This window comes from Actinoplanes sp. NBRC 103695 (genome assembly GCF_030269485.1).
GTDB lineage: Bacteria > Actinomycetota > Actinomycetes > Mycobacteriales > Micromonosporaceae > Actinoplanes.
Window position 1 is genome coordinate 61,022 of sequence record NZ_BSTL01000018.1, and the last position, 25,085, is coordinate 86,106.

A 25,085-nucleotide genomic window follows, 5' to 3' on the forward strand; every position below is an offset into this window, starting at 1 on the left:
CTGGCGGTCTGCCGGAACGGGCAGGCTTGATCGCACGGCGGAGGTCCGCGTGGATCGGAACCGGCACCCGATCACGCGGGGGCCGACGCCCGAACGCACAGGGAGGAACCAAAGATGACCGACGCGACACCCGAACGCCGACAGATCGAGGTCGACGCCGACGTGTACGACGTGTTGGAGCGCACCGCCGCCAGCCGAGACACCGACATCAACGGCGCACTGCGCTACCTGGTCGAGGCGCCTACGCCGCCGATCGCAGCCAGCGACGACGACGAGGACTGATCACCGCAACGGCAAGGCGCCGCCGGTCCGCGAAGGCGGCCGGCGGCGCTCGGCGTACTCGGTGGGTGTTCTCGCGAACTTGTCGGGGCACCAACCCGTGGCGGACCGAGATGAGGGGCGGTACAAAAGCCGATATGACAGATTCCTCGTCGTCCGACTGGTCGCCAGCCGACAACCCGTACGCCATCGCTGTCTCGCAGGCGCAGCTATGGCGTGACGTCGTGGTGCTCACCGTCCACCGGATGCGCGACAAGGATGATGATCGAGTCATGTGGTCGAGTCGCCAGCTCGACGCGCACGTGCTTGTCGTGACGCTCCAGCAGCTTCTCACCGCCGAGCAGCTCGAACAGGCAGCGCTAACGGCGCTGGCCACCGATCCGGCCGTGGGCGCGACGCTCGCCGCCGCGCGGCAACGGTTCGAGGACGCGCTTCCTGGTATCAAGTACATGCGCAACGCCCTGATGCACTTCGACGCATGGTCGCAAGGAATGGGACACGGCCCGCAGAAGCAACGGCAGCAAGCCGGGGACACTTTGCGGGAGATCGCCCGCGACTTTTCGCACTTCGGCTATGACCCCACCGCAGGCACGGTCGAGCTCGGCCCCTACACGATTGAAATCGACGTCGCCGCACGCGCGGCCGTCGAGCTGGCCCGAGCGATCAACCTGGCGGCACATGAAGTAGACAAGGCGTCCGTCGCGCAGTTGCGCGCGAAGACGATCGAGGCGCTAACCGATGCCGGCATCCCGCACAACGCGACCGGCCAGGTTCTCCGGGTATCGCCGGGAAACGACCTGCGGGTCTGGTTGTCGTTCTGGCCTGACACTGGCGTGGAGGAACAGAACCTCCGGACGTTGGCTGAGCAGATCGAGAGCGCACTTGCCGACGCGGGGCTTCACCTCGAATCGATCAACCTGGCTGAGCACCTGGAGACGACCGAACGCCTGGTACGCCGTGAGTCTCTGCGCGTAGCCGAGGGCACCAGCTAGGGAGACGCGCGGGCGGCTGGTTCTGCGTGTTTCAGTGCGGGCTGACCTACAGCGGACGCGGACACGCGTACAGGAATCCGCGCGGCGAGTCCTCGCCAAGTTGGCGCGCCGGAGGCCAGAACCGGGTGCGGAGAACACGGCGGGTTAGGGTTGCGCCTCGCCGGTCGTTGTGGACGCGGCGGCAAGCAGGCGCTGCGCAGTGCGCTGCGCAACACCGAGTTGGCGCGCCAGCTCGATGCCCAAACCGCGCCGGTCCCGGCCGGTGGCGTCGGCCTCGCTCAGCAGCTCGACGGCGGCCGAAAGGCGCGGGTCGTCCGCGTACGGGTGCGATTTGCGGGCGCCGGTGGTGCCCGGGGTGCGGCCGGTGGACTGCCGCCCGGTGCGGGCGTCGGCGACGGCCCACACCGTGCGGCGAAACCATCGGCGGCGGATCCTGCCGTCCGACAGCTCCTCGGTGCGGTCCGCGCGGTCGAGCAGGGTATCGGGCAGGTTGCGGTACGAGCCGTAGCCGAGGATTTTCGCCGCCGTACCGGAGCCGACGAGGTCGTCCGGGTGCCCGCGGCGGTCGACCTTCGTCAGCTCGGCGCGTTTCGCCGCCTGGTGCGCGGCGTGGAATGCCTCGATGTCGGCGAGCCAGAACCACTCGGTGCCGTCGTGGGTGAAGCCGTCGGGGAACCCGAACCGGGCACGGTGACGGTGCCAGTGGTTGACCGTGGAGTATGCGGAGCCGGTGTGCGCGACGACACCGGCCCGGTCAAGGGCGGTCCGTCCACCGATGGTGCGTCTGGCCACGGTGTCATCCTCTCCTGGACGCCCGAGACGCTGGTCGTCGCGGCCTGTTCCTCGGGCCACTCGACGGGGTGCCGGCCGTAGCCGAGGGCGGGCGCGGTCCTGGACTCCCCCGTAGGATCGGCGGCACGTCCCGGCCCGGGTAGAGGCGGTGTGTGACCCGCTGGGCGCCCGGGTGGGCGAGGTGGCCGGACGGGGTTGCACGCACCCTCGGGTGTGCCCGCCCGGCCACCGACCCGCCGCCGAGGTCGACCGCCCGCAGCTACACGTGCGGGCGCAGCAGCCGCCACGCCACGTGCGCCATCCGGTCAACCGGCAGCGCGGCCAGTTTCGCCCGGCTGGTGGGTCTGAGCGCGTCGTATACGGTCAGGATCGCTGCGGCGGTGGTCGCGTCCACCACCACCCCGTCGATCTTGCGGAACGCGCCGCGCTGCGCCTCGCGCAGCACCTCGATCACACGCGGGTCACCGGCGCTGGCGTCGTCCGGCAGCGCCTCGATCCAGACCAGGTCCGGGCAGTCCGGGCAGGTCACGAGGTGCCGGTCCTCGGTGACCCGGGTGATCGGCCCGTCGTCGGCGCCGCACACCGGCCCTGCGTAGTGGACCGCCTTCGCGTGCCAGTACCCGGACTTCATCGCTGGTCGCCGTCCCCCTCCGCCGTCATCGGGGCGTCGAGCAATGTCGGGTCGAAGGCGACACCGAGGCGGGTGCTGACGGTGCCGTAGACGGCCAACAGGAGGCCGATGATGTCGCCACTGAGCCGCTCGTCGAAGTCGTGCGCGATCCGGCAGGCGTCGCGCAGTGACCGGCAGGTGTCGGTGAAGGCCGCGACGAGGGCGGCGTGGTCGTCTGTGCGGCTGCATGCGATCACCTCGGCGGCGGGGTACGTGCGTTCCTCGCCGGTCGGGAACCGCAGCCGGTAGCGGTCAACACGGGTTCCGTCCGGCGCGTGACCGATGTCGGTGACGGTCCCGAGGCGGTACTCGACAGCATCCCGGGGTTGCCGTACCCGCGCGCCGAAGTTCAGGTCCATCGAGGGCCTCCGGTCGGTCGGCTCCTCGGCCGCCGGTCGGAGACCGGCGCTGTCCGTGGCCTGCGCTGTATCCGGCATGGGCTGTTGATCTTCCGGCGGCTCCCAGACGCCGAGAGGGTGCCCGGCGGTGATCCGGGCGCGTCCCGGCCGCAGGGTGGCGAAGACGTTGCTGTAGTTGGCGTGCAGGTCGCCGCGTACCCGTAGGAGTTTCTTGCCGCGCGTGTACTTCGCCGGCATGGCGTCGGTGACCCGGGAGATGAGCCCCATGAGGTCCCGGCTCTCGATCAGCGTGGCGCAGCCTTCGCAGGCACTCCACCGTTCGCCCCACATCTGTGACGGCCCGGCGCTGGTCTCGACGCTGCGGGTGCGGGCGGCGAGGTGGCGGCGCTGGTAGTCATGCAGGGCCACGGTTCTCGATGTGACGATCTGGGTGTCGGTCCGCTGGTCGGCGCACCAGTAGATCCACGCGGCGCCCAGGGCCGAGCAGAAGTCACACTCGATGATCGGGTCGACGATCTCGGTCAGCGGTGCCGGGTCCGCCTGGTGGTCGCTGGTCTCGCCGCGCTGCTCGGCAGCGTGGATGAAATCGAGCACCCCGCTCGGCGACAGGCGGCGTTGCAGCGCACGTCGGCAGGTGCGGCAGTACGGCGGAATCTGCTCGGGCTGCACGGCCGCCCAGCCCGGGTTGCTCGTCATGACAGGTCCTCCACGGTTGCCGCCTCGGTCGCCACGGCCGCTGCGATATCGGCTTGGAACTCGAAGGCGTGGTCGGTGCAGAACAGGACGACCTCGGTCCACTCCTGCTCCGGGCTGACGTCGGGCTCGTCCGGTTCGGGCAGCATGCAGGTGCCGTCGCAGCCGCAGGAGGCGCCGTCGTGGCGGATGGTCAGCCGCGACACCGGAGGCTTCGGGCACGGACCGCCGTCGCGCTCCGGGATGAACTCGGCGTTGAAGGTCGGGATGGTGATCCGGCACGTGCACGTGGCGCCCTCGGCCGGCGGTGGGCTCAGCAGCTCTCTGCCGTCGCGGCGGCGACCGTACACATTGACGTACGGAGCCGTGTCGGTCCGACGGCGCGTGACCTCGTTGTTCGACTCGTGTCCGCCGTCGCGGTTGGGCAGTTCGACGGTGAGGGTTTTGGTGTTGACCCGCACGACCGGGTACCAGACGTTGAGGACGCGTGCCTCGTCGCCGGGCCGGAAGTCGTCGCGCGTCCACGAGCGGAAGACCCCGGCCGTCTCGAGGGCGGCCAGTTCGCCGCGCCAGTAGCCGATCTCGTCGGTAAGGTCGGCGAGCGCGACGTCCATCTCGGCCAGGTCCGCGAAGTAGGCGCCGGAGCGTTCCCCGGTCGGGTCGAGCCCGTCGCGGCGGCGTTGCAGGCGCCGCTGTTCGGCCTCCAACCGCTCGACGCGGCCCACGGTCACGCGTGGGTTGTGCCGGTACCGCTGGGTCGACGAGGTGGCCTCGGCCCGGCGCTGCCAGTAGTGGCCGGTGGCGAGCTGCGCGCGGGCCGCGTCCTCGGCCCGATTGAGCCGGTTGAGAAACCCGGCGTACCGGTCGTTGATCACCGGTTGGCCGGGCGGCACCGCCTCGCGGCGGGCATCGACGGCGGCGAGGCGTGCGGTGGCGGAAGAGATCCGAGCGTCGGCCAGCTCGGTGTAACGGGCCGCCCGCCCGGCGGCCCGCACCGCGCGGTCTGCCTCGATGGCCGCCGTGGCGTTGGACGACGAGGTGATCGTGACCTCGACCGTGTGGCCGGCCGCGCGCAGCGCGGCGGCGAGGCGCTCGATGTCGGGCAGGCGGGGACGGCCGTACCGCGAGTGCGGTAGGTACCAGGCGCCCTCGTCTCCGATGAGACGGGAGTATCGCCATCCGCCCGAGGCGGACCCGATGACCGCGTCGGTGCCGTCGTGGCGGGTGGTGCCGAATACCAGGGTTCCGGAGGCGCGGGTGTGCCCGATGCGGATCACGATGGGTCTCCGTCCGGGTTGGGCAGCCCGGCGAGGAACCGTTCGACGTGCTCCCGCAGCCGCGTCACGCGGCCGAGCTCTTCGCGGAACGCGCCGCCGATGGCCCGGTAGCCACTCGGGTAGGGCTCGACGTTGAGGTAGCCGGGCTCGGCCGGCCGGTCGGCCTCCGGGCGCTGCGCCCCGGCGTCGGCCTGCGTGATGGCTTCCCGCCAGCGTTCCTCGACCCCGAGCAGGCAACGCCGCAGGAATGCTGCCTCGTCGACGGGCAGGTACAGCGGCACATCGGTCGGCTCGGAGATGGTCAGCCGGTATATGTCGTTGATGACGTACCGGTCGGCTGCGGAGGCGTACACCGTGAATCGGGTGTCGGAGTCCAGCACGCGGAAGACGAAGGCGTACGCGGCATCGGGAAGAAGGTTGTCGGCCAGGTAGGTGGCAGCGCACTCCGCCCGTACCGGGCCGTCCGGATTGACAATTCGGTATCGCATGAGGGGTACTCCTGGTCAAGAGGTCGTTGGTGCCGCGGCGCGGTCGGACTCGTCGTCCTCCCACGGGCGGAGCAGGGCGTTGAGCGGGGTGGCGATGGCCTCGGTGACGACCCAGACCGGAATCTCCGCGTGTCCGGTGGCGTGCTGCCGGTCGCATACGTGCAGCACGGCGGCGAGGGCCTCGGCGAGCGCGGCGGTTGGCGTACCGGGCGGGTAGTCGGCCTCGATCGCGGCGAGCATCGCCTCGACCCGGGTGACCGGCACGATGCGGTACCGCACGTCGATGGGCAGCCTCACGACCACCTCGCGGTGGTCGCGGGTGCCGAGCACGACCGTGCCGGCTTCCTGGTTGCCGCCGAGTTGGATCACGTAGACCCGGCTGAAGCGGGTCAACGCGGGGGTGACGGTGCGGTGCGGGTAGCCGTGTTCCCGCGCGGTCTTCAGCATGGCCGCGCGGCCTTCGGTGCCGACGAGGACGAGTTCGGGAATATGGACGCCGGTCAGGTCGAGACGCGGGTAGGCACGCGGACCGGCCGTGCGGCGGGGCGTGGTCGAGGGCATCGCCGATCTCCTGAGGTTGATGACGGGCTATGGGCGAGGCGCAGGAGCCGTCGCGCGGGAGGGGTGGTGGACCGCCGTGGGTGAGCGGTTCACCACCGTTGGCTGAGGCGCCGGATGACGTAGGCGAGGAACGCGTCGCGTTCGTGGCCAAAACGCAGCTTCGCGGCGATCTCCGCGAAGGGCTGTACGGCGTCGTCAAGGGCCTTGCGGCGCGCGTCGTTGCGGTCGCGGGCCAGCGCCGCCAGGAGCGCGGAGGCGGCGATGTCGAGGGCTTCCATCTCCCGGCGGGTGCCCTCGTCGACGCGCTCGCCGGTGTAGCGGGCCTCCGGGTACACCGAGACCCGCTCGCCGTCGCGGGTCACCAGCACGGCGTACCGGCCGCCGATCGTGTTCGCCGGGACCTTCGCGTAGTACCGCTCCTGGCCGTGACCGTCCTGCCAGGCGTAGTACTTCTTGCCGTCGCTCTCGCGGCGGCCAGCGAAGGTCCACACCTCCTCGACGCGCCCCGCGCGGGCCGACTCGTCGCCGGCCTGCGCGGCGGGAGTCTGGTCGTCGGTCACGGCCGCGCCTCCGCATCGTTGCTGGCGGTCAGCGGCGGTGCGGCCCCGAGTTGCGGTAGGCCGCCGTTGAGCCGCTGGCCGATGCGGTCGAGGCTGATCGCCGCGTACGCGGTCAAGTGCGCGCCCACGGCGAGCGCCTGCGCGCCGGACAGCAGCACCACGACACGGCGGCCTGCCGTGTCGTGCGCCTGCAACTCGACGTGCCCGTTGGACAGCGGCCGGACCGGCAGGAACTCCTCCGGCAGTGCCGCGCCGGGGAGCGCCGCCTCGATTGCCTCGACCAGTGCCGCCCACCGTTCGCGGACGAGGGTGTCCCAATGCGCGGCGTGCGCGGTCAGGTTGGCGTGTTCGGCGTGGCTCGCCGAGTGCCCGGCGAGGGCGCGGGCGACCTCGGCGCGGGCATAGGCGTCGCAGACCTCGTTGACCAGTGCGATAACCGCCTCGGCCGTCGTCGCCGGTTCGTGCGTCGGTGTGGCGGTGGGCGCGGTGGGGACTGCGGCGGTGCCGGTGGCGGGGTGGCCTGTCGTACCGGGGTGGCCGGTCGTGCCGGGGCCGGGCGGGGTGTCCCCGCCTCGGCCCCCGTGCCGGCCGGTGGGTCGGCGCATGTCAGACCGCCAGCAGCTCGAACGCGCGGGACTTCAGGTCCGCACCGGCACCGGTCAGCGCCCGCGTGGCGCGGGCCACGTCGGTCTTGGCCGGGGCGAAGTGGTCGAGGTACTCGGTGACCGCCTGGAACCCGGCCCACCGGGTGCCCTTGATCGCTTTCTGCGTGTCGGCGTCGCGGATGAGGTACCGCAGCGTCGCGGTCCGCTGTTTGGCGTTGTTCTTCGCGGTGTCGGAGGCGTCGTCGGCGACCGGCCAGAGCTGCGCGACGATCTTCTCGAACTCCCCCATGGTCAGCGCCTCGTTGATCATCTTCTCGGCTTCGGTCTCGAACGCCGCGAACGCCTTCCACATCAGCCCGAGCGCCTGCCGCGCCTCGGCGATCTTGCTGGTGATGTTGGAGGTGTGCCGGAACGTGTACGAGGCCCGGGACCGGCTGTAGGCGAGGCGCTGCGTGTTGGCGCACACGATGCGGACCGGGGTGGCGTCCAGGCGCAGCGAGGCGGTGCCGTCGTGCGAGGTGGTCGCGGCCAGGTACAGGTCGAGGTCGTCGACTCCGGCGACCGTCATCGCCTGCGGCAGTTTCATGGTCACGAAGACGCTCTTGCCCTTGCGCATCGAGCCCGCGGTCTCGAAGTGCGCGCCGGACTCGTCGACCAGGAGGTTGAGGGTCTCGGCGACCTGTTCGTTCTGCACGGTGGTGTAGTCGTCGCCGACGATGCCGAGGTACTCGGTCGCGCCGGTGACCGGGTTGGTCCGCACCGTCATGTACTTGTCGGGGCAGTCGACCTTCGTCACGCCCTTGGTGGTGAGCTCGATGCCCTGGACGGCGATCTTGCGGACCTCCCAGCCGCCGAGCAGCGCCTTGCTCATGACCTGCTCGGCGGTCATGCAGTCGTCGGTGACGGTGCCGAGCTGGTGCCAGGCCGAGAGCCGGGCGGAGGCGAAGGCGGTCTGACCGTTGGCGAAGGTTTCCAGTTCGTGTGCCACGGTGGCGCTCCTTACGAGTCGTGTGACGTTCGGGCGGGCGGCGGGCCGGGGGTTGCAACCCCGGCCGCGCCGTCAACAACAATGTTTCCTACCTCCACGGTCGGATCAAGTCGATCCGGGCCGGTCGATGGAGGTTTCTGCGGCGAATCTGGCGCCGCCGCACGGCGTGGCCTATCGGGTGTCGGTGGCCGGCCGAATGCCGCCGTCCGGGCCGTACACGTACACGCGGACGGTTTTGAACGGCGCCGGTAGGTACACGGTGTAGCCGTGCTCGGGGATGAACCGGGTCCAGTAGGCGCGGGTCATCCCCAACAGGTACCGGTCGGGTTTGTCGCCGTGCGACCCCGGCGGGATGATGCCCGCGCCGGGCCGGTCCGTGCGGGCGCGGCGGTGCCGACCGATGGCGATATGTGGGCACAACGTCACAGCGGCGGTAAGGCACTCGGGGTGTCCGGGCGGGTCGGCGTAGCGCATCAGCTCGGCGGCCCGGGGACCGCCGAGGAAGGCCACCCAATAGCCCATCGGCTCGCCGCACAGCGAGCACCGCCGCTCGACGGCCAGTCGGGTCGAGATGGTGGTGTTGATCGTGGTGAAGTCCACGTGCGACCCGCCGCCGGTCGGGTCGGGGTGCACGTTGACCGGCGGGATCGGCAGGCCGCGCCGCGCGTCGCGGGGACGCGCGGCCAACGCTGCGGGGATCTCGGGCGGGATGCCGGGCCGGTCCGGGCCGGGGGCCGAGGGGTCGGTCACGGCGCACCGGCCGGGCGGGCGGACCGGGCATCGGTCACCGTGATGTGCGGTTGCTGCGAGCGCAACACGGCGAGCGCCTGTTCCCAATCCGCCTCGGTGGTGCGCAAGGTGACCGGTTCGAGGTTCGCCCCGGTCATCGTGAGCGCCATGATGCCGGCCGCGTCCGCCGAGTCGAACACCGCCACCATGTCACCACCGGCGACGAGGAACACCTCGGCGCCACCGGGCACCGGTGCGCCGGTGGTGCCCGTGAGCCGGTACCGGGCGACGGTGCGCCGGGCGACGGCGCGACCGGGGACGGCGCGCGACCGGCGGGGCCGGGCCGGGCGCAACACCGTGACGAGGCACGGGCGGCGGGCGGGCCGGTACCCATTGGCGCCAACCACGGGGCACAGCGGTTCACCGTCTACGTGCGACCACGCCGGGCGCGGCCCGTGTGCGGCAAGCCACCGGCGCGGCGGGCGTGCGGTGGCCGGTTCGTGGCACACCGGGCACGCCGCCCGCGCAACGACGACCCGCCGGTACGTGATGATCTTCATGAGGGGTTCTCCCGTTCCAATCGTGGGCAGAGGCGGGCACGGCCGGGATCGGGTCTGGCCCATGGTGGGCCGGACCCGATCCGGGCGGCGCGCTACGCGGCGAGGGCCTCGTCTGCGGCCGGGGTGACGGTCGTGTCGCCGTCGCTGGCCGGGGCGTCGCTCGTGTCGCCGTCGCCGTCGCCGTCGCTGGCCGGGGCGGCGGCCGGGCGGGTCATCAGTGCGGCCACCTCCGGGGACGGCGCCGGGGGGTTGTCGACCAGGGCGAAATGCACCGGGGCGGGGTTGGTCATCACCAGCACACCGAGCCCGGTGAGCGCGTTCATGGCGTTGAGGCACGCGCCCGAGCTACGCCCACCCAACTCACGCCCGGCCGTGCCGGGGGTGACGTCGTGGCCGGGGCCGAGGTCGCGCATGAACGCCTCGACCAGGTTGCGCAGGCCGTTCTTGCCCAACTTCGGCGACCCGTCGCTGTTGATGTCGCCGGTGGCGCGGCCGGTACCGCCGGTGCGGCGGCCGGTGGCCGAGGGGCGCCGTACCCGGCGGGTGTGCCCGCACGTCGGGCACGTGACGTGCGTCGGGGCGTTGGCCGGGTCCACCGTGGCGAGGTCGCCGTCCCCGCGCACCCACAGTTCCTCCCCGTCGTCGCCCACGGGCAGGCGCCGCGCGGCACCCGCGACCTCCATTGCGGCGAGGATCGTGTCGCCGGTGGCCGGGGCGAGACCGCTCTCGGCGATGGCGACCGCCGCCGAAACGCCGTCCGGGTGGTCGCCGAGCACCCCGGCCATGATCAGGACCTTCAGATCCGGCTGACGCGGCGCGGCCGGTGCGGGCGCCTCGTCCGCCGGGGCCGCCGCGTCGTCCGCCACGGGCGCCTCGTCCGCCGGGGCCGCCGCGTCGTCCGCCACGGGGTGCCAGATGTCGGCGCTCTTGCGGTTGCCGTTGGCGGGGCCGGGGGTGCGGGTGGCGGTGCCGGTGGTTTCCATCGTGGCGAGGGCCTTTGCGGCGGTGGAGGCGCCGATGCCGGCCTCGGTGGCGAGGTCGCGGACGGTGATGCCGTCGGGGTGGTTGGCCAGGGTGCGCGCGACGGTCTCGGCGGTGGTCGGCGCGGTGGTGGGCGTGGTTGTGGTCATGGCGAATAGCCTCCGTACAAATAGGGGTCGGCAATGGCGATTCCGCGTGCGCGTGGTGCGCTTTTGTTTGGCGGTTCGCCGGGGCTGTTTTTGTTGCCCACGTCCATGGACGCTCGATGGCCGATGGTTGTCAACCCCGTTGCGCAAGACTCTTTCTGCGGTACGCATCGCCCCGGTTTCAGTCTCCGTTTCCGGGGGCTATGCCGCCGGCCGGAAACGCTATTTGACGGCCCTGTATTCGTCGCTGCGGCGCGTTCAGCGTGTCTCCGCTGTCCTGTATGGGCTCAACGGCTGACGGGGCGTACGGGCGACATCGGCGGGCAGCGGTTTTCGGCCGCTTACCAAAAACGCGCCGCGCGTCCGGCGGCGGGCCGGATGCACGGCGCGATTGGCACAGACGACATACTCGTATGGTGCGGAAAATCACTTCACTGGTTTATAGGGGTACGCCTTTCTGCCGCATGAACGGAACCGGGTTTATAGCATTCGCCTCGGTGGCCGGATAACCCTCGTGGATCTCGTAGTGCAAATGCGGGCCGGAGGAATTGCCGGAGGTTCCGACGTTGCCGATGGGCTGTCCGGCCGTGACCGTCTGGCCGACGTGCACGATGGGTTGGCGCACCATATGGCAGTAGCGCGACACGATGACTGCGGCGTGCCGGATCTCCACATACCACCCGCACCCACCAAGCCCGGGGTACCCGTCGCGGTCACACGGCATGGAAGGGCTGAACGGGGCGTCCCACGAGTTGCCCGCGATGTTGCACCGCACCTTCACGACCACGCCGCCGGACGCGGCATGGATCACGGTGCCCCGCGCGGCGATGAGGTCGACGCCGTTGTGGTGGGGCCGGTCAGGGGTGCGGAACCCAGAGCCCACGGTGCCCGCGACGGGACGGGTCCACCCGGACGCGGCGATTGCCGCACCGTCACAGGTCGGCAGCGTGCCGCCGGTGTACGCGGAGACGATCTCGGTAGCCCGCGCCTCATGTTTCGCGTACGCATCCGGGTACGCCGATCGTTGCACCCGCTGTGCCGCTTCCGTGAGCGGCATGCTTTGCCACCCGGACACGGCGAGGAGGTGCTCGTAGAACTTCCCGGCGGCGTAATCGGGGTTCATGATCTGTTCCGGGGTGCCCCATCCTTGCGACGGCCGCTGTTGGAACAGTCCCAACGAGTCGTCCGGCCCACCCCCGGTGTTGATCAGATCGGACTCTTGCAGCGCGGTCGCAACGGCGATCACCCACCCGCGCACCGGTACCCGCATCCGCTCACCCACGGCCACGATCACCCCGGCATTGTGGGCCTGCTCGCCCGACAGCCCGGCCGGGGCCGCGCCGGGCGTGGTCACGGCACCGAGACACCCGCCCCCGTCCGCACCGCCGCCGCCGAACACCGACGAGACCACCCCGGCGGCGGCAGCCGTGATCAACACCAGGAACACAACGAGCCCACCCGCGATCCACCCGACTAGCCGTCCCACGGCGCGCCACCCTCGGCGGCCGGGGCGGGCAGCTCGGCCAGCCGGACCCGGCCGGCGTGCCCGACGAGGCGCCACACCGGCCCGGCCGGGCCGCCCGCCCCGGCCGCGTGGTCGGCGGCGGCGGTCGCCACCGTCACCCCGTCCGGCACGCCCGCACGGGTCAGATGGGCGTACAGGTTGCTCTCGCGGGCGGCGGTGGGGAGCCAGAACAGGACCGGGTACGCCCGGCGCGGCGGAAGCGCCGCATAGCCGGTCAGCTTGCCCGCGACCCGCCGCAACGGTTCGGTGCCGAGATCGATCTCGACCCAGAACGGCACCGGCCGCGCGCCGTCAACCCACACGCCGTGACCGTCCGGGCGGACCAGGTTGCCGCACGCCTCACGGCATCGGGCCTCGTTCCACCACGCGGACAGCCGCGCGCCGGGGTTGGTGCGGGCGTGCGCGGACAGCGCGACGAAAAACCCGTTCACCGTCACGAGGTGCGCCAGCGTTGGGGACATCGCCAGCCGGGCCGTGGCGTCGCGTACAGCGGCCGGACGAGGCAGCGCAGCGCCGTTTCCGGCCGCGACAAGGGCCGCGCCGACCGGGCCGAGGGTCCACCTCCACGCTTGCGAGCCGGGCCTCTGGTAGTGCCGGAACCGGTCGAGGATGTCTCGATCATGAAGGGTGTTGAGTCGGTTGCGGGCTCGGCCGGTGGAACCGAAGACCAGGTCGACGAGCTGGTCGGTGGTGAAGGTCTGGTGCTGGTCGAGCAGGTCGAGAATGCGCCGGTCGCGGGGCGTGAGGCGAGCGAGTTCGCCGGCCACGACGGACGCCGTAAGGCGGAAACTGCCGCTGGCAGAGGTACGGGTAGGAGGGATATCTCTTATCAGTCGGCTCCGGTCCATGGGTCCTCCAGCCCGTCATCGACGTGCGCGTACGACGTGTTCAAGGGGGCGTGTTCACCCGAGCGGTCGGACTCGTTGGAAAACTCGTTGGATTGCTCGTTAGAGGTCTCGTTAGACCACTCGCCCTGCTGGACATCAGATGCAGTGAATGTGTTGCGACCGACCAGATCCGGCACCGACCCATCGACAGACGCAGATCGCTCAGGGCTGGTCGTGGCAGTCGCGGTTTCGCTGAGCAGCCGCCGACGATCCTTGATCGGCAGGCCGGTGTGCTCGCGGGCCGCCTGACAGAGGACGGCCGCTCGACCCGGCTGCGCCGGCGGTGGAGGTTCGGTGTCGGCGGTGACCGGCGGCACCACCCGGCCACCGGCGACCGGCCGCAGGACGACCTCGTAGCCGCCGAGCCGGATCAGGTCGCCGTCATCGAGGTACGGCCGCAGGTGCCGGGCCTGGTCGATGGCGTCGCGCGGGGCGAGGGCGAAGTACACCTTGTTGCGGGCGTTGGCGTCGATCGCCTCCACCATGTCGCCGGAGAGCTGCCCGAGGTACTGGTGGGCGAGCAGCCACGAGACGTGCAGGCCGCGGGACTCGGCGAGGGCGTCATCGATACCGATGGGCAGGTGCAGGAAGTTGTGGCACTCGTCCAACACGATCATGGCGTCGGGCCGGTCGTCTTCGGGGATCCGAGCGCGGGCGGTCGTGGCCTGCCACAGCCCGGCCAGCAACAGGGAGCCGACCAGGCGGGTGCCGTCCTCGCCGATGACACCTTTGGGGAGCCGGCACAACATGACGCCGCCGTCGAGGATGTCGGCGAAGGAGAACGTGGTCGCCGGCACCCCGAACAGCGACATCGCCAGGGGGTGCGCCAAGACGAGGCGTAGGCGGGACAGCAGCGGGGCGACCAGGCCGGAGCGCTGCGCGGTGGGCAGCTCGTTGAACCCTTCCCAGAACTCGCCGAGGGTGTTGCCCTCCCATGCGTTCAACCGGCTCGTGACGGCGTTGACCCGGGCGGCGCGCCACCCTGCGTCGGACAGCAGCCGGGGCAGTTGGGCCAGGGTGGCGCCGGGCAGATGGGCGAGGGTGAGCAGCCCGTGATAGCAGATGTCGGCGGTGCGGTGTCCCCACCACCGCGACCAGACCTTCGCCATCACCGCCGTGAGGTTGGCGGCCACATCGTGCGGGCTGCCGCCGTGCACGGCCGGGTCGAGCAGGTTGATCGCCGGTGGGGCTTTGCGCTCGTCCGGGTCGATGCGCACCAGGCGGTCGCCGCAGCTCCTCGGCAGGCGGGCGAGGAGGTCACGGATGAGGTCGCCCTTGGCCGGGTCGAACGCGGCCACGCCACGGCCGGCCTCGACGTCGGCGAGGATCATGTTCTGGAGCAGCGTGGTCTTGCCGGTACCCGTCGGGCCGAGGCAGTGGACGTGGAAGCGGCAGTCAGCCAGGGAGATTCCGACACGCATGCGAGGGCCGGCGTTGGCGACGCCGATGACCTTGCCGCCCAGGCCATGGCGTTCCTCGAGCGGCACCAGGTTGAGCCGGCGTCGGCCCTCGTCCGTCGCCGCGGCCACACGCGTCGCCGAGCGGGCCTTCGTCGGCTCGGACGGGCGGCCGGTCATGCGGGGCTCCAGATGGTCGGCGGGTCGTCGTCCTCGGCGCTGCGATCCGCTGGCACGGCCGGGCGGGCGCCGGCCTCTCGACCGGAGGTCCAGGCGGTGGTGCGGAAGACGTCGCGGGTGGCGGCGCGGCGGCGGGACGCGGCGCCGGGCAGGCCATAGGCGGCCGGCTCGCTGGGCAGCCCGGCCAGCGCGGCGGCTTCGGTGACGGAGACGAGACTCATCCGGGTCTCGGGCACCCACCGGTCGGCCGCCGCGACCGCGCCACGGTGCAGCCGGCGGCGGGTGAAGTGCGCGGAGAGCAGCCCGAAACCGCTGGTGATGTCGGCGGCTGCCGCCCGTGCGGCGGCCGTGGTCGGGCCGGTGGCGACCGCGTGTACGGCGACGAGCAGGTGCGGCGCGTCGGCGAACTTCGCCCGCGCCTGCCGGGCCAGCTCAGCCATGTAGGGGTCAGTCGGCCCGGCGCGTCGCTTCGAGCCGGACGGGCCGGGAACGACGAAGTCCAACACGCCGAGCATCAGCGCGCGCAGCCCATCGGCCAGCAAGGCGGCGGCGCGGGCCGTCCCCTTGGCGCGGCGGGCACGCTCGGGGTTGGTCATAGCGCGGCGAAGTAGCCGCAGCCGCCGGGCGGGTGCCCGGCCGAGGTGGACCTGTAGCAGGGCGCCGCCGGTACGGCCGGCCGAGGCGAGCCCGTCGTAGACGGCGCGCAGCCGGTCATCCTCCGGTGCGCCCACATCGGTACCCCGGCGCGGCGGCGGCGTGACGTCCTCGACCAGGGGAAGCCACTCCGGCTGGGTCGGCCACACCGCCTGGACGGCGACCGCGCCGGTAGTCGGCACACGCGGCGCTCTGGTCTGTTCGGCGCGTACGCCGGGCCAGCCGCGTTGCAGCAGCCGCACCACGGCGGTCGGGTTCACCCCGGGCGGCAGCCACAGCCCGCACCGCATCCCGTCCGGGTCGGCGGCCACCTCCCAGATGAGCCGGGCCGGGCGCCACGCGCGGCTGCGCGGCGCGGGCAGCACCGTCGCGAGTAGCCGCCACAGGCCGACGGTCGCGGCCGGTGTTGCGGTCACCGGCGGGGTGATCTGCAACCACCGCGCACCGGCCGCGTGGCGGCGCCAGACCCGCCGCCGCCAAACCTTCCAGGCGATCCGGACGGCGATCAGCGCCGCGACGGCGGCCAGCAGCACCGGCCACCTGTCCCGGAGCAGATGCCAGGCCGCGCCGGTGGCGTCGTCGCCCCACGTGCCGCACAGCAGCTCGCCGACGAACGAGCCGGGTACGCCGTCGCGGCCCGGCACGCAACCGGCGGGTGCCGCAGGCGGCGGCGCGGACGACGACGGAATGAAGACAGGGATCATCGAGGACTCCGAATCAACCAAGAAGGGAAAGCCCCGGCGGTCAGCGGCGGCGGGCGGCGGGGCCGGCCACCGGACCGGTGAGGATGAAGTCGCTCTCCACCGGATCGGGCTGCGCGCGGAACGCCACCCGCGCGGACCCGGCCGTCAGCAGGGCGTCGCCACGCTGGCAGGACAGCAGGAACGCCCGCTCGCCGTCGGTGAGCCCGAACGCCTCAGCCACCGCCGAGATCGCCTGCGCTGCCTGCCGCAGCAGTATCTGTGTCGCAGCGTTGGACACGACCGCGCGGCCGGTCTTGGTCGCCAGGACATCGGCGGCGTCCTGAGTGACCACCGTCAGGGCGACGCCGTACTTCCGCGCCGACTTCGCGAGGGTCTCCAGGAACACGCCGCCGCGCCCGCCGGACAGCAGCTTCCACGCCTCGTCCACCAGCACCATCCGCAGCACGTCCGGCCGCTGGCCGGAGGCCGTAGCGCCGCGCACGGTCCGCCAGATGGTGTCCAAGGTGAGCAGCGTCCCGACCGCGTGCAGTTGCTCGGGCAGGTCCTTGAGCGCGTACACGACGAGGTGTCCGGTCGCGGCGGTGGTGGTCGGCCCGTCGAACAGGCCCTTCATGCTGCCGGCAACGTACGGGTGCAGCCGGGCGGCGACCCGGCGGCCGGCGTCGTCGAGGCGTTCCAGCTCGGCCATCACATCCGCGAGGAGCGGCACGGGGCGCCGCCAGGTGCGCGGATCGGTGGTGATGCCCTTGGCCCGGTAGGCGGCCAGCACCGCGATATCCAGCGAGCGGGCCTCGTCGCCGGGCAGCGGGACACTGGTGGCGGTGTCACCGGCGCCCATCACCGTGACCAGGGTTTGCATGAACCGTGCCCGCTCGCCCAGCGCGTCATCGTCGCCGGGCGGCAGGTCGAGCGGGTTGATCCGCACCTCGGGGGCGCCGAGCCGGATCACCACCCCGCCGGCCTTGTCCGCGAGGGCCAGGTATTCGTCTTCCGGGTCGATGACGAACGCCTCGACGCCGAGCAGCAGGTTGCACCACAGGTCGTGCTTGGCGATGGTGGACTTGCCTTCACCGGAGCGGGCGAGGATGACCGCGTTGTAGTTGGTCTGCGCCCAGCGGTCCCACACCACCACGCCCGGCGAGTGCAGGTTCAGCCCGTAAAACACGCCCATCCCGGTGTCGGCGGCGGTCTCCGGCAGATCCGGGCTGGTGAACGGAAAGCTCGCGGCGAGGGCGTCGGTGTCGAAGACCCGGTTCATGCCCAGGGCGTCGAACGCGAGGGGCAGGCTGGTGACCCAAGCCTGCAACTGCCGCCACGTCATCGGCGCGGTGTCCAACAGCAGCGACGCCGCCAGGGACCGCACCTCGACCACCCGGTCGGCGAGCTCCTGCTCGCTGCCGGCCCGCACGGTCAGATAGGTACCAACGCGGAACAGCCGTGACTCGCCCCGCGCGACCCGGGCGGCCATCTCGGCGGCGTCGGCCGCCGCGGCGTCCAACTCCGGGTCATCGAGACGGCCGTTGGCGGCGTCCTGCCGGCGCGAGGACTCGAACCGGCCGCGCTGCTTGCGCAACCGCTGCGAGGCCACCACCGGCGGGATCGGCTCGATGTGGAAGCACAGGTCGACCAGTCCCGGGTAGGACAGGATCGGCTCTGCCCACCCCGCCCCGACCTCGGCCGGATAGCCGGTCACCGCGAGGGTCGTGCTGTAGGTGTCAGCGACCCGGACAGACCTGCCGCCGACCTCGACCGCGTCCGGCGAACCCGGGAGCACCGTCGCGGCCTCCGGTGTGGCCCGGCGCTGGCTCGGCAGCACTGCGGATAGCAGGCTCACTGCTGGTCACCTTCCTCGGCAGGTGTTGCATACGTCGTCGTGGCGGCCGGCGCGCCGGGGTCGAGGCTGGCGGACAGCCGCGTCGCCGCATCCAGCCCATCCAGGACCCGGGCGGGAACCTCGCAGCCGCCCAGGGCGCGCACCGCCTCGGCCGCCGCGTGGGCGGTGTGGTGCGGGCCGCGACGGCTCCGCACCGCGACGGTGACCTGCCGGTGCAGCAGCTCCCGCCGACCGGCCAGGTCTTCGAGGAACTCGGCGTGGACACGGGCAGCCTCTTCCAGCGCCGGGTGCGGCAGGGCCGGCGCAGCGGTGAGGAACCGGTCGGCGAGGTAGGTCAGGTCCACCCGCTGCGCCCGCACGACGATCTGCGCGGGGCCGTCGAGGCTGTGCAGCCAGCGGGCGAACCCGGCGACCAAGCCGTTCTGCTCGGCCGGGGTGCGCAGCCCGAACGCCACGGTGGCGGCGGCGACCAGACCGGTGGTGCCGTCCGGGCCGAGGTCGACCAGCCCTTCGCCGGTGATGCCCTTCGCGGGCAGCCGCAGCGGCGCCGGCAGCGGGAGCCGGTCGCCCGGCCCGGCGGTGGTGGCGACCCACGCCGGGGCGGCCACCACCGGTCCATCGGCCGGGACGAGGCGGTGCGGGCTGCGCCGGTGCCGCAATGCCGCCCACACCCAGGCGTCCAGGCTGATGCCGTCGCGACGGCCGACCGCGAGCAGGAACGCCACCGCCGCGACCGGCATCGCGAAGGCGAGGAACACCAGCGGATGCACCCTGGTCGCCACCGCCGTCCATGCCGAGTACAGCAGCAGCCCGGTGACGGCGAGGATCACCAACTGGCGGCCGGTCAGATTGAACGCCAGCTTGTCCGGCCGCTCGACGTCCGCCGGTACCCGAGCGCGCAACGGCGCCTCGTCACTGTGGCGGGTCATTACTGATCACCCCTTTCTCGGGGACGGCGCCGGACCGGTGGGGACCGACGAGCCGGCGGGGACGGCGAGGACGGCGGGGACGGGACGGGACGGCCGGCCGGGACCACCGGGGCCGAGGTCGCCGCCGGGGACGGCGCAGCCGACCGAGGCGCGGACGGGGACGGCGGCGGGGACGGGGATGGCGGACGGGGCGGGTTCACCGACCGGCGTGCGCCCGGGGACGGCGATGTGGACGGCGTCGTCCGTGCCGGTGGGGTAACCGGTGCCCGCCGGGCGGCGGCTGTCCGCGCGGGCGGCGTGCCCGTCGGTGTGGGCGCCGGACCGGACGTGCGCCCGGCCGTGGTGGCACGCCGCGCCGCCGTGGGACGGCTGGCCGGGGTCGCGGCCCGGCGTGGCCCGCCGCCGGTCGCGCCGGCTGGCGGGGCCGAAGAGAACACCGGCGTGACCGGGGCTGGAGGCCGGCGAGGTGCGCTGTGCGGCGCCGACGCGGCCGAGAAGGTCGCCGCCGGAGCGGCGCCGGTCGGCGCCGGCCTCGCCGTGGCGTTTGCCGGCTCCGGTGCGGCGTCGCTGAAGGCGACGCGCGCCGCCGGTGCGGCCGGGACTCGGCGAGGTGTCTCAGTCGGGGACGGGTGGGAGAACTGCGCAGCCGGAACCCCGCCGGACGGCGCCGGGGACGGGGCGGCCGGGGACGGCGCATCGCTGAACGACGGCGGACCGTTCGTCCCGGACGGGGACGACAGCGGCGCCTGGTTGACCGGGGCGTGGCTGAACGCGGCCGGTCCCGCCGGGGACGGACGGGCCGGGGACGGACGGGGCGGACGGGGCGGACGGGCACCGCTGGTGCGCGCCGGGGACGGACGACCACCGCTCGGACGGGACGTCGCTGTCCGTCCCGCTGCCGTCCCGGCGGCACCGACGGCGCTCGCACCGCGCAGCAGTCCGCTCGCCGCGCCGAGCGTCTTGATGGTCAGGTACGCGTGCACAAGCTGACCGAGCAGGCCCCGACCACCACGCTGCCCGAGCGGGCCGAGGACGAACTGCCGCATCCAACCCGGGAGTTTGATCAAGACCCACAGCATCGTGATGCAGACCAGCACCCCGAGCAGCCCGTCTCCGGTGGTCGGCAGGCCCAGCGCGCTCGGCCCCGTCGGCGTGAGGAAGATCTTCACCGTGGCCATCACGACGATGGCCTGAGCCAGTTGCAGGCCCAGACAGGCGGCGAAGGCACGCCACCAGGTGTGCGCGATACCTTCGGTGAGCGGACTGGCGTGGCAGATCAGCGCCGCCGGGGCGATGCCGATGAGCAGGATCAGCGCGGCCAGCCGCAGCACGAACGTGAACTCCAGCACGAGGCACATGACGATCACGGCGATGACCAGCAGCGCCATCATGAACCCGTCGCCCTTCATGGCGTTGTCCACCATTTGCCGGATCGCGGTCGCGGCGGTCGGCCCGTCCACGGTGTTGCCGGCAATCGCCACGGTCAGCGCGTTGGTCCACTCGATGGCCTTGCCGCAGAGGATCAGGCTGCAATTGGCCAGGACCGCGCCGAGGGCGATACGTGGCAGCACCTGCTTGAGGCCGTGCCGGGTTTGCAGCGTCTCCCGCGAGGTGACCAGGAACCCGCCGGCGACGATGAACAGCACGAAGACGCCGTTGGCGGTGACCAGGCTCGTCGTCCAGAAGGCGCTGACCTGGGCGTTGCCGGTCAAATCCGGGGTGGACAACCACGACCGGCCCAGCGCCTCCAGCACCGGCTGCAGGGCCTGGTTGGCGACCCACACGATCAGATCCGCCACGGCCTTCCGGATCTGCCCGTTGATGTCGTACCAGGCGGGATCGTCGCTGCCCGTTGGCGGGCTCGACGTGCCCTGGCTGGGCGGCGCCGGAATCGGACTCGGCGTGACCGGCGCGGACGGGGACGGCGTCGCGGACGGGGACGGTCCCGTCCCGGGCGAGGTCGTCGGCGCGCCTGGAGCCGTGGGCGACGGGCCGGGTGCCGGGCTCGGGTCGGCCCACGCCGACCCGGCCCACAGCAGGGCAAGGCCAGCCAGGACCGCCAGGACGATCAGCAACAGTGCAGTGCGTCGAGACAGCCGGCGCGGTCGCCGGGCGCGGGCCGCCATCAGGCCACCCACTTCGCGATGATGGTCACCAGCAGCGGCGCGAGCAGCGCACCCGCGTAGCCGATGGCGGCGCTGCGCAGGGCCAACTTGCCCTTCTCGACCTCGCCGGGCTCGCCGCTGGTGTAGCGCAGAAACCCCACCGTGAGGCAGAGGGTCGCCCAGGACGCGAGAATCCCGACCAGCCAGAGGCGGATGTTGTTGACCACCTGGTCAATCGAGTCGACGGCCAGCACCACCGTGCCGGGCTCGGCCGCGTACGCGGCGTGCGGCGCCGCGATGACGCACAACGCTGTTGCGGCGCCGCCGAGCAGGACCGCGAGCCCGACGCGGACCGCGCGGGGCGGGTATCGGCGCAGGTGGCGGCCTGTGGGCCGCCTGCGCCGGTCGACCACGAGGCGGCGGCGATCGGCCGCCTCGTGGCGCGGGGACACTACGGGGTTCATGGATTGGGGCACCTCCGGTGCGCACGCCGAAGCCGCCCTTGCGCAGGGCAGGGTCGGGCCAGGGCTGGTGCGCGCGTATGGCTTGGCGAAGGCGGGATCTGGACGTGCGCTCGAGAGGTGACCTGTGCTGCCGACCGGCGCGGCCGTCCTCCTCACCGAGGGGCGAAGGGCCGGGGACCGTACGGGGTGTCAGCGCCGTCAGCGGGTCCGGTCGGAGTAGGTCACCTGCGCGGAGAAGTCCCGCACTAAGGGATTACAAATCCGGGGCTCGGATTGGAAAACCGCAGCTCAGAGGCGGCTGCTACGGGCGCTTGCGGACGGTGGGCACATCCAGGACGACGGTCATGGTGGCCTCGTTGATCACGTCGGCGTACGGGTCGGACAGCTCACCGGCATCGAGGGCGGCCTTCAGTCGGGCCACCGCGGCGGTCCGTCGCTTGTAGAGATTCCATCGAGGCTGACCGGTGGACTCGGCGTGCGCAGTGAGGTTGACGTCCTCCAGGTACGTCACGCCGATCAGTTCCGCCTCCTCCACGGTGAGCACTCCGGCCGTCACCGCGCGGGCCAGCACCAGGTCAGGGTGGCCGTACGGGGCCGGAGGCAGTACCGCGCCGGGGGCGAAGTTGGGTGCCCCGGAGCTGGCCGGCTCCTGGTCCCGCAGCTCGGTGCGAGCCTTCGAGAACGCGGTGGACAGCAGATTGCCGACCACGCCCGGCTTGGACACGTCTACCGTGGCCAGGGCGCGCAGGAAGTGCTCGACGATGGCCGCCTGCACGTCGCCGACGGACAGCTTGGCCAGCAGGTATGCCTTGAACCGCAGGCCCGGCAGGGCCACCCCGACGGCGCCCGCGCGCCACTTCAGGTCGCCGGTGCGGGCGTTGCGCACGAGCAGCCGCCACGCCGCGTCGCGGGCGGCGTAGCCGCAGGCCGGGTGCATCAGGATCGCCGACAGCTCGGGCAAGGCGATGCGGCGGCGGGGCAGGCCGTGGCCGAGGCCGCGCCCGTCCACCGACAGCGGCTTCGGCCCCTGCCCGACCAGCCGGAACCGGTACTCGATGTCGTTGAGCAGCGTCTCGCCACGCGACGGACCGGCCTCAGTGGTCGGTTCCACGGCGTCAGGCGTTCGACGGGTCATGGTGGTGCTCCCTCGTGATGGCGTCGTGCCGTCCGGCGAGAGCGCCGGTCGGCGGTGTGCCACCACGCCACCAGGGGCCTTGAACAGATCATGAACACTCGTGATCTTGTTCAAGGGTCGGCGCGGCCCCGCTCCACCACGCGGCCACGCATCGGCGTCGATGCGGCTCGTCCACGACTCGGCGGACGCCGCGCCGGTCGGCCCGGCGGCAAGCAGGGTGTTCAAGGCGCTCGGCACGGCGACGCTGCCACCGGCGGCAGCGAGCTTGAACACGCTCGCCGCCCCGACGCGCCGGTGGGGCTTGTGCAACCGCTACGGAGGCGGTCCAACCGCCGCACCAGTGATCTTGTTCAAGGTCGACAACAGGTTCGATGATCTTGTTCAAGGTCCGGAACAGCCAGGTGGATCTTGTTCAACCCGCGAGCTGATCTTGTTCAACCCGGCCGTGGATCTTGTTCAAGGGCCACGCCGGTGCACCCCGCTTCGACGGCCGTTTCGCATGAGCCGTGTACCCGACGCGCAAACCTCTGACCTGCGCGTTCAACCTGACTCGATCTTGTTCAAGGGTCGGCACGGACGCTGCGGACCGGGCCGGGGGCGCTGCGGGTTTCCAATTCGGGGGCCGAATTTGTAATCCCTTTATGTCAGCGCTAGTCGGCGGACGTGGCCCACACGCCCATGCCGAAGCCCAGCTCCACCGCCCCCGGTGACCGGCCACAGCCGGTACCGGTCGGCTTGTTCCTCGCCCCTGCGATCCAGCCCGAGACGCCGCGTCACGGTCGCGCGGCCGTGGCCGCGCCGGACTGGAACGGCCTGCCCTCGGCCACCCTCGCCTACCTGATCCGCCGCTACACCCGCTTCGGGGACGTCGTGGTCGACTTCGATGGGCACCCCGGTGTCATCGAGGCGGCCCGGTACCTGCGCCGCGCCCCGGCGCGGCTCGTCGCTGGCCGCCACGGTCCTCGGGTCCGACTCGTGCCACCGCCGAATGGCCGCTGGCCGCGCCGCGTGGTGCGCCGACCCGGGCTGGGCGCCAACCTCGTCCTGGTCACGCTGCCTCGCGCCGGGGCGTACAGCCTGGACCTGCACGGCATGACCCGGGCCATGACCGGATGGCGGCCGTTGCTGCGCCCCGGCGGGTTCCTCGTCGCGGCGTTGACCGCCCACGGCCCTCAGCCGGGCACGGTCAGCCACCGCTCGACGGTCATCGCCGCCGCCCGCGCGGCCGGGCTGCTGTACCACCAGCACCTCCCGTTCATGCGGGTGGGCCTGCCGGAGCACGAGCCGCGCACCGAACCGGAATGGCCCGACGAGGCCGACGACGGACGGCGGCTTTTCCACGGCCGCCACGTGCCGACCTTCCGGGACCTGCTCGTGTTCGCCAGCACCGCCACCGGACAGGAGACCGCCCGTGCCTGAACTGCGTTCGCCGTTCGACATCGCCGCCCTCCACGGTGCCGACCAATTCACCACCGACGCGACCGACCTGGCAACGCTGCTCGCTGCGGGCTACCTGGGTTCGGTGTGGCTGACCGGCCAGACTGCCTCGCGTGACCTGCGGCGCGGCCGGTACACCCCGGAGTCGATGCAGCACCCCGGCAAGATGATCCCGACCATCGCCCGCTACGCCATCCGCACCTACACCGCACCCGGCGAGGTGGTGCTCGACCCGATGGCCGGCATCGGCACCACGGTCGTCGAGGCGATGCGGCTGGGCCGCACGGGCATCGGCGTGGAGTACGAACCCGAATGGGCCGCCAAGGCCGCCGACAACGTCCGACACACCGAGCAGACCGGGGCGCCGGGGCGCGGTGAGGTCTACACCGGCGACTCCACCCGACTGCCGACACTCGTGCCGGCCAGCCTGAGGGGCCGGGTCGCTCTGGTGATCACCTCACCGCCGTACGGGCCGTCCACCCACGGTCACGTCCGCACCCCCGGCGCACGGCGCGGCAAGGTCCGCAAGATTCACCACCGCTACGGCGGTACTGACAACCTCGCCTACCGCAGCCACGACCAGCTCGCCGACGGATTCACCGAAATCCTCGCCGGCTGCCGGGCGCTTCTCCGCCCCGGCGGGCACGTCGTGATCACCGCCCGCCCCTACCGCCGCCACGGCGAGCTGATCGACATCCCGGGCATGGTGGAGGCAGCCGGCGTCAACGCCGGCCTCGACCTGGTCGACCTATGCCTCGCGCCGATCTGCGGCATCCGCAACGGCGTACTCATCCCTCGGGCCTCGTTCTTCCAGCAGAAGAACGTCCGCGACGCCATCGCCGCCGGAGATCCGCAGTGGCTGACGCAGCACGAGGACGTGGTGATCCTGAAGGCACCATCCGGCCCGGTCACCGCCCATGGCTGACCCGTCGTCCGATCCCAACCCGCCGGCCAGCGACGCCGGCCTCCGGCACGAGCTGACGATGCAGTTCGACATCGCCGTCGTCGATGGTGAGGCGGGTCGGCGGCTTGCCGCGCTCCAGGCCGAGGTAATCCTCGACGTGCTCACCTGGCTGCACGAGCACCGGTCCGACGCCACATCGGACTGATTGGAACGGGACGTGCCTCAGCGTCGCGGCACGATAGTCGCGAGG

26 protein-coding genes are annotated in these 25,085 nt (G+C 72.2%); 5 read left to right on the forward strand and 21 right to left on the reverse strand.

Going from position 1 to position 25,085, the window contains the following annotated elements; all coding sequences use genetic code 11:
- Positions 1 to 114 precede the first annotated feature (114 nt).
- Both QSK31_RS30190 and QSK31_RS30195 read left to right on the forward strand, forming a co-directional pair.
- On the forward strand, positions 115 to 282 hold the full coding sequence (locus QSK31_RS30190; RefSeq protein WP_285687903.1) for a hypothetical protein: 168 nt from the start codon (positions 115 to 117) through the stop codon (positions 280 to 282).
- Between the two features lie 134 nt (positions 283 to 416).
- Positions 417 to 1,271: a hypothetical protein gene (locus QSK31_RS30195; RefSeq protein WP_285687904.1), complete on the forward strand. Its 855-nt coding sequence runs from the start codon at positions 417 to 419 to the stop codon at positions 1,269 to 1,271.
- Between the two features lie 144 nt (positions 1,272 to 1,415).
- Here QSK31_RS30195 and QSK31_RS30200 read toward each other — a convergent pair whose 3' ends face one another.
- The 21 genes from QSK31_RS30200 to QSK31_RS30300 form a co-directional block, all read right to left on the reverse strand.
- On the reverse strand, positions 1,416 to 2,063 hold the full coding sequence (locus QSK31_RS30200) for a hypothetical protein (RefSeq protein ID WP_285687905.1): 648 nt from the start codon (positions 2,061 to 2,063) through the stop codon (positions 1,416 to 1,418).
- A gap of 259 nt (positions 2,064 to 2,322) precedes the next feature.
- Positions 2,323 to 2,694 (reverse strand): hypothetical protein, encoded by a 372-nt coding sequence (locus tag QSK31_RS30205; protein ID WP_285687906.1) that lies wholly within the window; start codon positions 2,692 to 2,694, stop codon positions 2,323 to 2,325.
- On the reverse strand, positions 2,691 to 3,788 hold the full coding sequence (locus QSK31_RS30210) for a hypothetical protein (RefSeq protein WP_285687907.1): 1,098 nt from the start codon (positions 3,786 to 3,788) through the stop codon (positions 2,691 to 2,693). The genes QSK31_RS30205 and QSK31_RS30210 overlap by 4 nt, the downstream gene beginning before the upstream one ends.
- Positions 3,785 to 5,062 (reverse strand): DUF3560 domain-containing protein, encoded by a 1,278-nt coding sequence (locus tag QSK31_RS30215; protein ID WP_285687908.1) that lies wholly within the window; start codon positions 5,060 to 5,062, stop codon positions 3,785 to 3,787. Before QSK31_RS30215 ends, QSK31_RS30210 begins: the two co-directional genes overlap by 4 nt.
- Entirely contained in the window at positions 5,059 to 5,550 is a 492-nt protein-coding gene (locus QSK31_RS30220; RefSeq protein ID WP_285687909.1) for a hypothetical protein, read from the reverse strand. The genes QSK31_RS30215 and QSK31_RS30220 overlap by 4 nt, the downstream gene beginning before the upstream one ends.
- 15 nt (positions 5,551 to 5,565) lie before the next feature.
- Positions 5,566 to 6,111: a hypothetical protein gene (locus QSK31_RS30225; protein ID WP_285687910.1), complete on the reverse strand. Its 546-nt coding sequence runs from the start codon at positions 6,109 to 6,111 to the stop codon at positions 5,566 to 5,568.
- An 89-nt stretch (positions 6,112 to 6,200) separates the two neighbouring features.
- Positions 6,201 to 6,671, reverse strand: a complete 471-nt coding sequence (locus tag QSK31_RS30230) for a hypothetical protein (protein WP_285687911.1) — start codon at positions 6,669 to 6,671, stop codon at positions 6,201 to 6,203.
- Positions 6,668 to 7,276, reverse strand: coding sequence for a hypothetical protein (locus QSK31_RS30235; protein WP_285687912.1), 609 nt, complete (start codon positions 7,274 to 7,276; stop codon positions 6,668 to 6,670). Before QSK31_RS30235 ends, QSK31_RS30230 begins: the two co-directional genes overlap by 4 nt.
- A 1-nt stretch (position 7,277) precedes the next feature.
- A complete protein-coding gene (locus QSK31_RS30240; protein WP_285687913.1) occupies positions 7,278 to 8,264 on the reverse strand; it encodes a DUF932 domain-containing protein in 987 nt (328 codons plus the stop codon).
- A gap of 171 nt (positions 8,265 to 8,435) precedes the next feature.
- Entirely contained in the window at positions 8,436 to 9,014 is a 579-nt protein-coding gene (locus tag QSK31_RS30245) for a hypothetical protein (protein ID WP_285687914.1), read from the reverse strand.
- On the reverse strand, positions 9,011 to 9,400 hold the full coding sequence (locus tag QSK31_RS30250; protein WP_285687915.1) for a hypothetical protein: 390 nt from the start codon (positions 9,398 to 9,400) through the stop codon (positions 9,011 to 9,013). Before QSK31_RS30250 ends, QSK31_RS30245 begins: the two co-directional genes overlap by 4 nt.
- Before the next feature lie 245 nt (positions 9,401 to 9,645).
- Entirely contained in the window at positions 9,646 to 10,683 is a 1,038-nt protein-coding gene (locus tag QSK31_RS30255; RefSeq protein ID WP_285687916.1) for a MarR family transcriptional regulator, read from the reverse strand.
- A 436-nt stretch (positions 10,684 to 11,119) separates the two neighbouring features.
- Complete coding sequence (locus QSK31_RS30260) at positions 11,120 to 12,166, reverse strand: M23 family metallopeptidase (protein WP_285687917.1); 1,047 nt, start codon at positions 12,164 to 12,166, stop codon at positions 11,120 to 11,122.
- Positions 12,154 to 12,972, reverse strand: coding sequence for a replication-relaxation family protein (locus tag QSK31_RS30265; protein WP_285687918.1), 819 nt, complete (start codon positions 12,970 to 12,972; stop codon positions 12,154 to 12,156). Before QSK31_RS30265 ends, QSK31_RS30260 begins: the two co-directional genes overlap by 13 nt.
- 62 nt (positions 12,973 to 13,034) lie before the next feature.
- On the reverse strand, positions 13,035 to 14,669 hold the full coding sequence (locus QSK31_RS30270) for a type IV secretory system conjugative DNA transfer family protein (protein WP_285687920.1): 1,635 nt from the start codon (positions 14,667 to 14,669) through the stop codon (positions 13,035 to 13,037).
- Positions 14,666 to 16,027: a hypothetical protein gene (locus QSK31_RS30275; RefSeq protein WP_285687921.1), complete on the reverse strand. Its 1,362-nt coding sequence runs from the start codon at positions 16,025 to 16,027 to the stop codon at positions 14,666 to 14,668. Before QSK31_RS30275 ends, QSK31_RS30270 begins: the two co-directional genes overlap by 4 nt.
- A 40-nt stretch (positions 16,028 to 16,067) precedes the next feature.
- Complete coding sequence (locus tag QSK31_RS30280; RefSeq protein WP_285687922.1) at positions 16,068 to 17,861, reverse strand: VirB4 family type IV secretion system protein; 1,794 nt, start codon at positions 17,859 to 17,861, stop codon at positions 16,068 to 16,070.
- Positions 17,858 to 18,790: a PrgI family protein gene (locus QSK31_RS30285; RefSeq protein ID WP_285687923.1), complete on the reverse strand. Its 933-nt coding sequence runs from the start codon at positions 18,788 to 18,790 to the stop codon at positions 17,858 to 17,860. Before QSK31_RS30285 ends, QSK31_RS30280 begins: the two co-directional genes overlap by 4 nt.
- On the reverse strand, positions 18,790 to 20,916 hold the full coding sequence (locus QSK31_RS30290; protein ID WP_285688061.1) for a conjugal transfer protein TrbL family protein: 2,127 nt from the start codon (positions 20,914 to 20,916) through the stop codon (positions 18,790 to 18,792). The genes QSK31_RS30285 and QSK31_RS30290 overlap by 1 nt, the downstream gene beginning before the upstream one ends.
- Positions 20,916 to 21,359 (reverse strand): pilin, encoded by a 444-nt coding sequence (locus QSK31_RS30295; RefSeq protein WP_285687924.1) that lies wholly within the window; start codon positions 21,357 to 21,359, stop codon positions 20,916 to 20,918. Before QSK31_RS30295 ends, QSK31_RS30290 begins: the two co-directional genes overlap by 1 nt.
- Before the next feature lie 301 nt (positions 21,360 to 21,660).
- On the reverse strand, positions 21,661 to 22,494 hold the full coding sequence (locus QSK31_RS30300; RefSeq protein ID WP_285687925.1) for a hypothetical protein: 834 nt from the start codon (positions 22,492 to 22,494) through the stop codon (positions 21,661 to 21,663).
- Positions 22,495 to 23,172: 678 nt separating this feature from the next.
- On the opposite strand from QSK31_RS30300, the gene QSK31_RS30305 reads away from it, so the two are divergent.
- From QSK31_RS30305 to QSK31_RS30315, 3 genes are read left to right on the forward strand one after another with little or no spacing between them, the layout of a single operon-like run.
- Positions 23,173 to 23,913, forward strand: coding sequence for a hypothetical protein (locus QSK31_RS30305; protein ID WP_285687926.1), 741 nt, complete (start codon positions 23,173 to 23,175; stop codon positions 23,911 to 23,913).
- Between the two features lie 19 nt (positions 23,914 to 23,932).
- Positions 23,933 to 24,856: a TRM11 family SAM-dependent methyltransferase gene (locus QSK31_RS30310; protein ID WP_352244514.1), complete on the forward strand. Its 924-nt coding sequence runs from the start codon at positions 23,933 to 23,935 to the stop codon at positions 24,854 to 24,856.
- Positions 24,849 to 25,040 (forward strand): hypothetical protein, encoded by a 192-nt coding sequence (locus tag QSK31_RS30315; protein ID WP_285687928.1) that lies wholly within the window; start codon positions 24,849 to 24,851, stop codon positions 25,038 to 25,040. The genes QSK31_RS30310 and QSK31_RS30315 overlap by 8 nt, the downstream gene beginning before the upstream one ends.
- Positions 25,041 to 25,085 lie beyond the last annotated feature (45 nt).